Origin of the sequence: Streptomyces montanus (assembly GCF_005786655.1) — a bacterium.
GTDB classification, from domain to species: domain Bacteria; phylum Actinomycetota; class Actinomycetes; order Streptomycetales; family Streptomycetaceae; genus Streptomyces; species Streptomyces sporangiiformans.
Map to the genome: position 1 here is coordinate 1 of NZ_VBZC01000120.1, position 12117 is coordinate 12117.

At 71.9% G+C, this 12117-nt stretch carries 12 protein-coding genes and 1 pseudogene; 8 read left to right on the top strand and 5 right to left on the bottom strand.

All coding sequences use genetic code 11. The features are described from left to right. A pseudogene (locus FE633_RS45935) lies at positions 1 to 399 on the top strand (hypothetical protein); the annotation flags it as partial. A gap of 16 nt (positions 400 to 415) precedes the next feature. On the opposite strand, the gene FE633_RS45940 reads toward FE633_RS45935, so the two are convergent. Both FE633_RS45940 and FE633_RS45945 read right to left on the bottom strand, forming a co-directional pair. Further along, positions 416 to 1744, bottom strand: a complete 1329-nt coding sequence (locus tag FE633_RS45940) for a PH domain-containing protein (RefSeq protein WP_138051102.1) — start codon at positions 1742 to 1744, stop codon at positions 416 to 418. Further along, the gene (locus tag FE633_RS45945) at positions 1741 to 2244 is read right to left on the bottom strand and encodes a PH domain-containing protein (RefSeq protein WP_138051103.1); all 504 of its coding nucleotides are present in this window, start codon (positions 2242 to 2244) and stop codon (positions 1741 to 1743) included. Before FE633_RS45945 ends, FE633_RS45940 begins: the two co-directional genes overlap by 4 nt. A 31-nt stretch (positions 2245 to 2275) precedes the next feature. Here FE633_RS45945 and FE633_RS45950 point away from each other — a divergent pair, with 31 nt between their 5' ends. Continuing rightward, positions 2276 to 3427, top strand: coding sequence for an NADH-quinone oxidoreductase subunit D (locus tag FE633_RS45950; RefSeq protein WP_138051104.1), 1152 nt, complete (start codon positions 2276 to 2278; stop codon positions 3425 to 3427). Here FE633_RS45950 and FE633_RS45955 read toward each other — a convergent pair. Beyond that, positions 3392 to 4567, bottom strand: a complete 1176-nt coding sequence (locus tag FE633_RS45955; RefSeq protein WP_138051112.1) for an SAM-dependent methyltransferase — start codon at positions 4565 to 4567, stop codon at positions 3392 to 3394. The genes FE633_RS45950 and FE633_RS45955 overlap by 36 nt on opposite strands. Positions 4568 to 4706: 139 nt before the next feature. On the opposite strand from FE633_RS45955, the gene FE633_RS45960 reads away from it, so the two are divergent. The 3 genes from FE633_RS45960 (at position 4707) to FE633_RS45975 (ending at position 7450) form a co-directional block, all read left to right on the top strand. Continuing rightward, complete coding sequence (locus FE633_RS45960; protein WP_138051105.1) at positions 4707 to 5909, top strand: sensor histidine kinase; 1203 nt, start codon at positions 4707 to 4709, stop codon at positions 5907 to 5909. Between the two features lie 38 nt (positions 5910 to 5947). Then, the gene (locus tag FE633_RS45965) at positions 5948 to 6619 is read left to right on the top strand and encodes a response regulator transcription factor (protein WP_138051106.1); all 672 of its coding nucleotides are present in this window, start codon (positions 5948 to 5950) and stop codon (positions 6617 to 6619) included. A gap of 198 nt (positions 6620 to 6817) precedes the next feature. Next, positions 6818 to 7450: an AAA family ATPase gene (locus tag FE633_RS45975; RefSeq protein WP_138051107.1), complete on the top strand. Its 633-nt coding sequence runs from the start codon at positions 6818 to 6820 to the stop codon at positions 7448 to 7450. 81 nt (positions 7451 to 7531) lie between these two features. Here the strand turns inward: FE633_RS45975 and FE633_RS45980 are convergent, their stop codons facing one another. Next, positions 7532 to 8638: a DUF5937 family protein gene (locus FE633_RS45980; protein WP_138051108.1), complete on the bottom strand. Its 1107-nt coding sequence runs from the start codon at positions 8636 to 8638 to the stop codon at positions 7532 to 7534. Between the two features lie 184 nt (positions 8639 to 8822). Here FE633_RS45980 and FE633_RS45985 point away from each other — a divergent pair, with 184 nt between their 5' ends. Then, a complete protein-coding gene (locus FE633_RS45985; protein WP_246114147.1) occupies positions 8823 to 9074 on the top strand; it encodes a hypothetical protein in 252 nt (83 codons plus the stop codon). Here the strand turns inward: FE633_RS45985 and FE633_RS45990 are convergent. Beyond that, positions 9022 to 10266, bottom strand: coding sequence for a threonine aldolase family protein (locus FE633_RS45990; protein ID WP_138051109.1), 1245 nt, complete (start codon positions 10264 to 10266; stop codon positions 9022 to 9024). The genes FE633_RS45985 and FE633_RS45990 overlap by 53 nt on opposite strands. A gap of 146 nt (positions 10267 to 10412) precedes the next feature. Between FE633_RS45990 and FE633_RS45995 the strand changes: the two genes are divergently transcribed. Both FE633_RS45995 and panC read left to right on the top strand, forming a co-directional pair. Continuing rightward, positions 10413 to 11351, top strand: coding sequence for a Rossmann-like and DUF2520 domain-containing protein (locus tag FE633_RS45995; protein ID WP_138051110.1), 939 nt, complete (start codon positions 10413 to 10415; stop codon positions 11349 to 11351). Continuing rightward, positions 11348 to 12117 (top strand): pantoate--beta-alanine ligase (panC, locus tag FE633_RS46000; protein WP_138051111.1); only part of this gene is annotated, 770 nt, incomplete at its 3' end. The genes FE633_RS45995 and panC, both read left to right, overlap by 4 nt.

Here is a 12117-nt window from a genome sequence, read left to right on the forward strand (position 1 = left end):
CCCGCGTCGTCCACCGCTGCCGCACCGGCCGCCGCGGCCACGCCCGCCGCCGCGGCCGAGCTGAAGCCCGCCCCCAAGCCGATGCCCCCGTCCGGGCACTTCGCCGTGCCGACGGCCGTGGCGGTCGCACCGGCCTCGCCCGTGCGGCGGCGCTCCGTCGAGGGCGGGTTCGACTTCTTCGGTACGCAGACGCGGGCGGACGCGCTGGAGGCCGTACAGAACGAGGACCTCGCCGACGTGGTGGGCCAGGAGGCGCTCGCCCTCCACAAGGCCGAGTCCGAGGCCCAGTTCAAGCCCGCGGACGAGGATTCACGCGGGGTCGGCCAGGTCATCGACCTGACGGCGCACGACGAGACGGAACAGATCGACGTGGCGGAACTGCGGGGCGCGGTTTCCTGAAGGTCTCCTGAGCGCCTCAGGCCATCCACCGGTCCGGCAGAGCCTCCCGCCGCCCCGTCCGCGACCGGTCCGCCTGTCCGTGCAACAGGTCCACCGCCTCCGAGGCGTCCCGCAGCCGGGCGGTCACCGTCTTGTTGGCGCCGGTGTCGACGTGCACATCGGCGACCCGTTTGAAGCGGGCCCACGGCCCCTGCTCCATGCGTACGCTCTGCACCTTGGCGTGGGGGACCAGCGAGAGGCTGCGGCGCAGCAGGCCGTGGCGGGACACGAAGACGGTGTCGGTGACGGCGAGACCGTAACCCCGCCACCAGAACGGCACGCACCAGCCGGCCCGGCGCGGCGGCCGCGACAGCTCTGCCGGCACCGTCACACCAGGCAGCACCCGCGCGATCACGGACTCGGCGACTTCGCGCGGAGCGACCGGTACGAGCACGGAGTTGGACGAGCCCGCCACGTCCAGCTCGATCCGGACCCACCCGCGCCGCCGCCACAGGAGCGGCTGGACGATGCGTACGGTCTGCACCCGCCCCGGCGGCACCGTCTCATGCGTACGGTCGAGCAGACCGTGATCGATACGGAACCCGTCCGGTGATTCGCCGACGGTCCAGTCGTACTCGCCGACGAACCGCCCCACACTGCTCGCGCCCGCCGCGCCGAGCAGCGGCAGTCCGGTCGCGAGGACGGTCCACACGCTGTGTGTGGCCAGCCACAGCAGCGGCGGTACGACGAGCGTGGCGGCCAGCGACCCCCACGTGGCGCCTGTCAGCACCAGGGACACGGCGAGGACCCGCGCCGGTACGTGCAGCAGCTGCCGGACCGGCGCCTCGCCCACCTCGTGCGCCGTCTCGGGTGCGAAACCGGCGGCGCGGGCGAGTAGTTCGGCCCGCAGCACACGGGCCTCTTCCTGCCCCAGATAGGCCAGTTCGTCCTTCTTGTCCGCCCCGATGACGTCGAGTTTGAGTTTGGAGACTCCCGCGACGCGGGCCAGCAGCGGCTGGGTCACGTCGACGGCCTGTATCCGGTCGAGGCGGATGTGCGCGGTGCGCCGGAACAACAGGCCCGTACGGATGCGTAGTTCGGTGTCGGTTACCGCGAAGTGGGTGAACCACCAGGTCAGAAAGCCGTACAGGGCCGCGGCCGGAATGAACACGGCGACCGCGATCAGCAGTGTGGTCATCGTCAGCCGGGTCAGCTGCCGCTGTGTCTGATCGGGGTCGTGCACCGCCCATCCGGCGATCACGGCGACCGGCGCCCACGCGCGACGCAACGGCGTCACGGGGTGCAGCCGCCGTTCGGCCAAGGGCTTTTCCGCTTGTACGTCGTCGTCGACGTCGGGCGTCGTCACAGCCCGGCCGATCGGGCCTCGCCCAGCTCCGTGAGCCGGTCCCGCAGCCGCTCCGCCTCCGCCGGGTCGAGGCCCGGGATGCGTGCGTCCGTCGCCGCGGCGGCCGTGTGCAGCTGCACGCTCGCCAGCCCGAAGTGGCGCTCGACAGGGCCGGAGGTCACCTCGACCAGCTGCATGCGCCCGTACGGCACGATCGTTTCCTCACGCCACAGCACACCCCGGCTGATCAGCAGGTCGTCCGCGCGCTCGGCGTATCGCCAGGACCGCCAGTTGCGCCCCAGCATCGGCCAGCCCCACAGCAGCAGCGCCAGCGGCAGCAGTGCGAAGGCCGCCCAGCCGGGCCCGACGAGCAGACCGAGCGGCAGCCCCGTGGCGAGCGTCAGCGGCACCAGCCAGACGACGAGCAGCAGCCGGCGCATCCGCAGCAGGCCCGGTGGCAGGCCGGTCCACACCGGCTCGGACTCCGTGTTCCCGGTGGTCCCCATGGTCCCCGTCTCCATGCCGCAAGCGTACGTACGAGACACTGTTCCCATGACTCCTACGACGGAGACCATGGTCGGAATCGGCGGCGGCGCGGAGAGCACCGACATGGTGCTCAACATCGGGCCCCAGCACCCCTCCACGCACGGTGTGCTGCGGCTGCGGCTCGTGCTGGACGGCGAGCGGATCCAGCACGCGGAGCCGGTCATCGGCTATATGCACCGCGGCGCGGAGAAACTCTTCGAGGCGCGCGACTACCGCCAGATCATCATGCTCGCCAACCGCCACGACTGGCTCTCCGCCTTCTCGAACGAACTGGGTGTCGTTCTCGCCGTGGAGCGCATGCTCGGCATGGAGGTCCCCTCCCGCGCGGTGTGGATGCGCACGCTCCTCGCGGAGCTCAACCGCGTCCTGAACCATCTGATGTTCCTGGGGTCGTACCCCCTGGAGCTGGGCGGAATCACGCCGGTCTTCTACGCCTTCCGGGAGCGCGAGGAGCTCCAGGGCGTCATGGAGGAGATCTCCGGCGGGCGCATGCACTACATGTTCAACCGGGTCGGCGGTCTGAAGGAGGACCTCCCCGCCGGATGGGCCACGCGTGCGCGTGCGGCCGTCGCGGACGTCCGCTCGCGCATGGACGTGTACGACAACCTGGTCCTCGGCAACGAGATCTTCCGTGGGCGCACCAGGGACGTGGGCCGGATGTCTCCGGAGACGGTGCACGCCTACGGAGTGAGCGGCCCCATCGCCCGCGCGTCCGGAGTGGACTTCGATCTGCGCCGCGACGAGCCGTATCTGGCGTACGGGGAGCTGGGTGATGTCCTGAAGGTCGTCACGCGGCAGGAGGGCGACTGTCTGGCCCGCTTCGAGTGCCTCCTGGAACAGACGCACAACTCCCTGGACCTCGCCGACGCCTGCCTGGACCGACTCGCCGAGCTGCCGCCCGGGCCGGTCAACCAGCGACTGCCCAAGGTGCTGAAGGCCCCCGAGGGCCACACATACGCCTGGACCGAGAACCCGCTCGGCATCAACGGCTACTACCTCGTCAGCAAGGGCGAGAAGACCCCGTACCGGCTGAAGCTGCGCTCGGCCTCGTACAACAACATCCAGGCGCTCACCGAACTGCTGCCGGGCACGCTGGTCGCGGACATGGTGGCGATTTTGGGGTCACTGTTCTTCGTCGTCGGGGACATCGACAAGTAAGCCTCCCCGTGCTCTCCGTAGAGGGCCGTTTTCTCCGGTTTCCCCGGATGGCGGGCTCGGTGGTGGGCTCGGTAGTGGGTTCGGAATTCCAACTGGCTGCACGAGCCAACCGAAGTCGCCCAGCCCGCCCGCGGCGGTGAGCTCGGCGGCCTCTCCCGCGCCCGCGAGGGCCCGTACGTACGCAGCCGGGTCCGTGGAGGCCAGGGCCAGCGGTGGCCGTCCGCCGCTCACGCCGAGCGCGCGCAGGGCCTCCCGCTGCGTCAGCAGCCCCGCTCCGGGCAGCGCGCACGCGTCCAGCGCCACATGAGCGGTGAGGTCGCAGGACCCGTCCGGCACGGGTGCCACCTCCCTGCCCTCGCGGAAGCCGGTGAGCGTCCCGAAGGGCGGTCGCGCGTCCGCGAGGTGGGCGTAGTCCACGGCGACGGCCAAGCCCCGGTCGAGGGTGGCCACGGCGCGGGCCCAGGCGGCATCCCTGGGGTGACCGATCTCGGCACGCAGCCCATGGGGAGGCGGTACGTCGTCCTCCTTCAGCACGCCACGCACGTCGTCCTCGCACCGCACCGGCCCCAGCGGCCACCACCGCGCCAGCCACTCCGCGTCCGCCCCCGCGACCGGCTCCCCGAGGGATTCGGTGCCGTCCTCCCGTACGAGAACCAGCCGCGGCACCCCGTCGGCGTCCGTCTCGGCCACGTCCAGCGGCACGTTGTCCAGCCACTCGTTGGCGAACAGCACTCCGCGGACCCCCGCCGGAGGCTCCGCGCACCACTCGATCCGGTCATCCCGGTCATCGAGGGCGGCGGGCCGGCCGGCGTGTTCGACGGCATACCCGCGCGCGCGGGAGGCCACTTCCGCGGGCAGGGCCTCAAGGACGCCGGACACCAGCTCGCCGTGGCCCGCGCCCATGTCGACGAAGGCGAGTTCGGCGGGGCGGCCGAGCGCCTCGTCGACCCGGCACAGGAGCCGGGCCACGGCCTCCGCGAACAGCGACGACGCGTGCACTGAGGTGCGGAAATGACCGGCGGGTCCCTCGGGCCGGCGATAGAACCCGCAAGGCCCGTACAGCGCCTCCTCGGCCGCCTGCCGCCACCCGCGCCACTCGCCCGCCGACCCTTGTCCCACGCCCGCCGATCCTCGTCCCACGCCCGCCGACTCCTGTCTCACGACGCCAGGCTAAGCGCCGAGTCTCAGCGGTTCTCCACCTTGGGGAGTACGTACGGTCGTCGCGGATCGACCCTCCGGTTGACCCCTGCACACAATGCGCTTCCCTACGCTGGGTTACGTGCAACGCCTCTATGACTTTCTCCGCAGGCACCCGACGTGGGTCGACACCTTCTGGGCCGTCGTCCTGCTCGGAATCTCCGCCGTGTTCGGAACCGTCACTCAGGAGGCGCGGGCCGCCGACCTCCCGGTCATCACGATCCCGGTCACGCTGCTGCTGTGCCTGGTGGTCGCGCTGCGCCGCCGCATGCCCGAGGCGATGCTGCTGGTGACCGTCGCGGTCGGCCTGGCACAGCTGGCCTTCGACAGGTCGGAGACACCGGCGAACTTCGCGATGCTGGTGATCATCTACACCGCGGCCGCGGACGGCGCCCGCTGGGCCTCGCGGCTCGCACTGATCGCGGGCCTGTGCGCGGGGACACTCTCGCAGCTGCGGTGGCCGGAGAGCGCCGCCGGCCACCTGGGCAACGTCCTGATAGCGGTCTTCCAGACCGTCCCCTTCGTGCTCGCCTGGGTCCTCGGAGACTCCCTCCGCACCCGTCGTGCCTATTTCGCCCAGCTCGAGGAGCGCGCCGCTCGCCTGGAGAAGGAGCGCGAGGCCCAGTCCAAGGTCGCGGTGGCCGCCGAACGGGCCCGGATCGCCCGCGAGCTGCACGACGTGGTCGCGCACAACGTCTCGGTGATGGTGGTGCAGGCCGACGGCGCCGCGTACGTCCTGGACGCCGCCCCCGACCAGGCCAAGAAGGCCCTGGAGACCATCTCCGGAACGGGCCGTCAGGCCCTCGCCGAGATGCGCCGCCTGCTCGGCGTGCTGCGCACCGGCGAGCACCAGGAGAGCGGTGAGTACGTGCCGCAGCCCGACGTCGACCAGCTCGACGATCTCATCGAGCAGTGCCGCACCTCGGGCCTTCCCGTCGACTACAAGGTCGAGGGCACTCCGCGCCCCCTGCCGAGCGGCGTCGAGCTCACCGCCTACCGCATCGTGCAGGAGGCGCTCACCAACACACGCAAGCACGGGGGGCCGAACGCGGGCGCGAGCGTGCGCCTGGTGTACTTCGACGACGGCCTCGGGCTGCTCGTCGAGGACGACGGGAAGGGCGCCCCGCACGAGTTGTACGAGGAGGGTGGCGCCGACGGCCAGGGACACGGTCTGATCGGCATGCGTGAGCGCGTCGGCATGGTCGGCGGCACCCTGGACGCGGGGCCGCGCCCGGGCGGTGGCTTCCGGATCAGCGCCCTGCTCCCGCTCAAGCCCGCCCACTGACACGTGCACGCTCCACGAACCGACCGGAGGACCCACGCATGCCGATCCGTGTGATGCTCGTCGACGACCAGGTGCTGTTGCGCACCGGGTTCCGGATGGTGCTCGCCGCCCAGCCGGACATGGAGGTCGTGGCGGAGGCGGGCGACGGCGTCGAGGCCCTCCAGGAGCTGCGCTCGACCGGGGTCGACGTGGTCCTCATGGACGTACGCATGCCGAAGCTGGACGGGGTCGAGGCGACCCGCCGCATCTGCTCGGAGCCCGATCCGCCGAAGGTGCTGATCCTGACGACCTTCGACCTCGACGAGTACGCCTTCTCCGGCCTGAAGGCGGGCGCCTCCGGCTTCATGCTCAAGGACGTGCCGCCCGGCGAACTGCTCGCCGCCATCCGCGCCGTGCACAGCGGCGACGCGGTGGTCGCCCCCTCCACGACCCGCCGCCTCCTCGACCGGTTCGCGCCGATGCTGCCGGGCGGCGGCAACCAGCCCCAGAACAAGGAGCTGGAGCGACTCACCGACCGTGAGCGCGAGGTGATGATCCTGGTCGCGCAGGGCCTGTCGAACGGCGAGATCGCGGCCCGCCTCGTGCTCTCGGAGGCGACGGTCAAGACGCACGTGGGCCGCATCCTCACCAAGCTGGGCCTGCGTGACCGGGTGCAGGTCGTCGTGCTCGCGTATGAGACGGGGCTCGTCCGGGCGGGCGGACAGGGCTAGGGCCTGTCGTTCGGATCATGCCGACTTCGGGTGACGGCTCCTGATAATCGCCGGTGAGCGGGGCTTGGTGCGTGCAGCTGCAAGGCGGAGGAGGGCGTCAACGCGGAGCGTTGACAACCGACGACAACGCGGCAGATGTGCGTGCCAAGCCCCGCGGCCCAGGCATGATCCGAACGACAGGCGCTAAGGTCTGGGCGCATGCTCCTGTGGATCAACGGCCCCTTCGGGGGCGGCAAGACACAGACCGCACACGAGATCCAGCGGCGGCTGCCGGGCAGCGTCATCTGCGACCCGGAACACGCCGGCTTCGGACTGCGCCGCATGATGCCGCCCGACCTGCGCGGGGACTTCCAGGACCTCGCGTCCTGGCGGCAGGGTGTCGTCGAGGTGCTCGACCTCGCCCTCACCAAGCACGACGGCGCGGTGATCGTGCCCATGACGATCACGGACTTCGGCTACTTCGACGAGACCGTCGGGCGGCTGCGCGAAAAGGGCCACGACGTACGCCACTTCGCGCTCCTCGCCGAGCGCGAGACCGTACTGGAGCGGCTGCGCGAGCGCGGCTTCGGACACCTCCTCAAGTACGTTGCCGGCAAGGACGCCCCGTTGCGCAGGGAGAGTTGGGCCGTGCGCCAACTCGACCACTGCCTGGAGCGGCTGCGCGAGCCCGAGTTCGCCGAGCACCTGTGGACGGACCGCACGACCGTCCCCAAGACCGCCGACCGGATCGCCGTGCTGTCCGGGCTGACGCTCAGGCCGAACAGGGAAGGCGCACTGCGGACGCGGCTGCGGCAGATACGGGTCGGGGTGAAGCACATCCGATTCGACTGACCCGCGAGGCGCCGACGGGCCGAAGGGCGGACGGGTGCCGCGCCGACACGCCGACGAGTGCCGCTCTCGTGCGACGGCCGCCTACCTGAGGATCCCTTCCAGGAAGTCACTGCCCAGCCGCGCCACCAGCGTGACGTCCAGCTGGTGCAGGACGTAGCGGCCGCGGCGGCGCGTGGTGATGAGACCCGCCTTCTTCAGCACGCTCAGGTGCCGGGATATCTCCGGTGCCGTCATGCCGTGCATTTTCGCCAGCTCGCCCGTCGTGAACGCGCTACGGGCCAGATGGCGGCAGAGCTGGATGCGCATGGGGTGGGAAAGGGCGGTCATCCGCAGGGTCAGTTGCTCGACCGGCGGCGGAGTCGTGAGGTCCGGCGAGGTGACCGGGTAGTGGAGCACCGGCTGCCACTGGAACCGGTGCAGCACCATGAGATGCGGCCAGCCGAGGCTCGTCGGCACGAGCAGCAGACCGCCGTCCGCGGTGACCGTGCGGCCGGTGGCCAGTTTGTCGACCACGATCCGTCCGGCGGACTCGTCCAGCGTCACCATCGGGGACGCCGCGGCGAGCGCCTCGGCCAGGCCCTTGTGTCTGAGCAGGTCCGTCTTGTGGCGGGCGTCCGCCGTGAGTTGAGGGCGCAGCCGGGACCATGTCTCGGCGAAGAAGGCCTCGTCGCAGTCCCGCAGGAACTGCCGGAACCATGCCCGGACGCCCGGCGGGTCCTCCAGCAGCCGCTTCGTGAACCGCAGCTGCTGCGGCCCGCGTGAGGCCGCCAGCTCCACGGCCCGCTGCCGTGTCTCGGGGTGCGCCAACACCTCCGCGCCCTGCGAGTCGTAGGTCAACGCACACGTGAACTCCAGGGCGGCATCCACGAATTGCTCGTCGGACAGCTTGTCCACGAGGTCCAGCTCCTCGGCGAGCGTCGCGCCCGGGAGCACCCCGCCGCCCGCCACCCCCGCATACGGCAGGAACAGGTCCGAGAACGTCGTACGCCACAGGAAGTCGGCCTCGCACATGCGGCCCGCGAGGCCGGTGCCGAGCCGGGCGGTCACGCCCGTCGCCCAGCCCTGAAGCCCGGGATGGTGCCCCGGCTCGGACAGCGCGTGCAGCGCCATGCCGAGCTCGGCCAGGGGCGAGGGCACGAAGGCGACTCGCTCCTGCCGCAGCCCGGAAATGTCGATGCTCACGCTCATGACCCCATGGTGCACCGCGCCACTGACAACGCCGCCGCCGATTGACGGCCGCCGTCAATCCACGCGACTGCGCGGCGGGTTGGCCCCAGGCTGAGACAGCGCACCGGGCACTCCGCGGGGCCCACGGAGTCCATGTCCGTGCCCAGTTCCCGTCTCAGTCCCCGTCCCGAAGAGGCGATCCGTCATGAGCATCACTCAGCAGTTCCTCCTCGACACCTACCGCGCCGGGCAGCACGGCGACCCGACCCCGCCCGCGCCCGGCGCCCACGACTGGCAGGTCATGCGCGAGCTGCGCGACCATCGGCGCTTCCGGGCGGTGTTGGCCGGCCGCCCGGCGCGTGGGCGCGTGCGGGCGGCGCTCACCCGGCTGTTCAGGCTGCTGTTCAGGCCGTTGAGCGGGGCAGCCGCGCCACGAAGTCGGCGACGGCCGACCTGACGTCCTCCGCGGTCCACTCCAGCCCCGGCGCGGCCACCGTGACCTCGGTGAACGCCAGTCCGGGGCCACCCCGGCTCCAAACCTGCGGAAACAGTGAGGTCTTCGTGTCCTCGGCCTGGCGCGTCCCCGCGTCGGTCAGGGCATCGGCCTCGTACGGCAGCCAGACCTGGAACTGGTGCGTGTGCGGCTCCTCGGGATGGACACGCACCCAGGGGACCCCGGCCTCGGCGAAGCCCTCACGCAGCGCCGCGGCGACCACGCGCGCGTGAGCCACGTACTCGGGCAGCCGCAGCAGTTCCTTCTCCAGGCCGATCAGCGCGGACAGGGCCGTCGGGAACTGCTGGAGGACCTGTCCGCCGTACCGGTGGCGCCAGGCCTTCGCCTCGTCGACGAGCGTCTTCGGGCCCGCGAGGGCGGCGCCGCCGAGTCCGGCGAGTGATTTGTAGAACGACACATAGACGCTGTCCGCGACGTCCGCGATCTCGTCCAGGGGGCGGCCGAAGTGGGGGGCGCATTCCCACAAGCGGGCACCGTCGACGTGCACCACCGCGTCGCGTTCGCGCGCCGCGTCCGTCACCGCGACCAGTTCGTCCCAGGAAGGCAGGACGAAACCGGCGTCCCGGAGGGGCAGTTCGATCAGCAGCGCCCCGAAGGGCTCCTCCAGGTCGCGTATTTCGTCGGCGGACGGCAGTCGTGGCTCGCCCGTCGGATGGACGATCCGCAGGCCGCTGACCGTGCTGAACGCATGCCGTTCGTGCACCTCCGGGTGAGAGAGCGGATGCATCGCCACCGTCGCGTTGCCCGTACGCCCCGCCCAGCAGCGCAGGGCGACCTGCTGGGCCATGGTGCCCGAGGGGAAGAAGGCTGCGGCCTCCTTGCCGAGCAGGGCCGCGACCCGCTCCTCCACGGTCTCGACGATCCGGTCGCCGTACATGTCCACCCGCTGGTCCAGGTCGTACACCTGAGGTGCCGCGTCCGTCAGCAGCGCCAGCCGCTCGCCGACCGTGGAGTCGAAACACGGCCGCCACAGCACTCGCTCCGCCGCTCGCCGGGCGGCCCACCGTCGCTCGGCCCGCTGCTCCGCCGACAGGTCTCGATCCTGCTCGGCCGGCAACTCTTCGCCCCGCTCGGCCGGCAACTCCTCGCCCTGCTCGGCCGACCGTTCCCCGCTCTGCTCCGCCGTATCGCTCATCCCCGGATCATGCCGGGCGCGGCACCGGCCGGGCATGTGATTTCCCACAGCCTGTGGACAACGAAACGGCCCCGGAACCGATCGCGTTAACATGACGAGAAATCGTCCGGTACCCCGAGCGGACTGGAACGGAAGGCCGCCGTCGAGTGAGTACAGTCCCACAGCCAGACCCCAAGGACCGCCCAGCGCGGCTCACCGTCGGCGTCGTCGGCGCCGGCCGCGTGGGTCCGGTGCTGGCCGCGTCCCTCCAACTCGCCGGGCACCGGCCGGTGGCCGTCTCCGGAGTCTCCGACGCCTCCGTACGGCGGGCGGCGGAGCTGCTTCCCGACGTGCCGCTGGTGACGCCCGCGGACGTCCTGCAGCGGGCCGACCTGGTGCTCCTGACGGTCCCTGACGACGCCCTGCCGGGGCTGGTGGAGGGGCTCGCCGAGACCGGGGCCGTGCGGGCCGGGCAGCTGCTCGTGCACACCTCCGGGCGGTACGGGGCGCAGGTGCTGGATCCCGCGCTGCGGGCCGGCGCGCTGCCGCTGGCGCTGCACCCCGCGATGACCTTCACCGGCACCCCTGTGGACGTACAGCGCCTGGCCGGGTGCTCGTTCGGCGTCACCGCGCCCGAGGAACTGCGGCTGGCCGCCGAGGCGCTGGTCATCGAGATGGGCGGGGAGCCGGAGTGGATCGCCGAGGAGAACCGGCCGCTGTACCACGCGGCCCTCGCCCTCGGCGCCAACCACCTGGTGACGCTGGTCGCCCAGTCGATGGAGCTGCTGCGTGCGGCGGGCGTGGAGGCCCCGGACCGGATGCTGGGCCCCCTGCTGGGCGCCGCCCTGGACAACGCCCTCAGGTCGGGCGACGCGGCCCTCACCGGTCCCGTCGCGCGCGGCGACGCGGGCACGGTCGCCGCCCACGTCACGGAGCTGCGCAAGCACGCCCCGCAGGCCGTCGCCGGCTATCTGGCGATGGCCCGCGCGACCGCCGACCGCGCTCTGGCCCACGGAATGCTCAAGCCGGAGCTCGCCGAGGACCTTCTGGGGGTACTCGCCGACGGGACCGACGGGACCGACGGGACCGAGGGAGAGGCCCGATGACCACCGCCCTGCTGAGCACCGCCGACGAGCTCCACGCGCGCGTGCGCACCGGACACCGCGCCGTCGTGATGACCATGGGCGCCCTGCACGAGGGGCACGCGACGCTGATCCGCACCGCCCGCGAGATCGCCGGAGGCGACGGGGAGGTCGTCGTCACGGTCTTTGTGAACCCCCTTCAGTTCGGTGCGGGCGAGGACCTCGACCGCTACCCGCGCACGCTGGACGCCGACGTCAAGATCGCCGAACAGGCGGGGGCGGACGCCGTGTTCGCCCCCTCCGTGGACGAGGTCTACCCGGGCGGCCGGCCCCAGGTGCGCATCAGCGCGGGCCCGATGGGGGAGCGTCTGGAGGGCGCCTCGCGGCCCGGGCACTTCGACGGCATGCTCACCGTCGTCGCCAAGCTGCTGCACCTCACCCGGCCCGACGTGGCGCTGTACGGCCAGAAGGACGCCCAGCAGCTCGCCCTGATCCGGCGCATGGCGCGCGACCTCAACTTCGGGGTGGAGATCGTCGGCGTACCGACCGTGCGCGAGGAGGACGGGCTGGCCCTGTCCAGCCGGAACCGCTACCTGTCGGCCGCCGAGCGGCACACCGCGCTCGCCCTCTCCCAGGCCCTGTTCGCGGGCAGCGACCGGCACGCCGCACAGGAGGCCCTGCGCGCGCGGGCCCGCGAAGTGCGCACCACGCGCGCGCGTGCCGAGGCGCTCAGCGCGCTGGGCGAGTCCCGCGCCGCCGCCGACGCGCACGCCGTCTCCAAGGCGGCCCC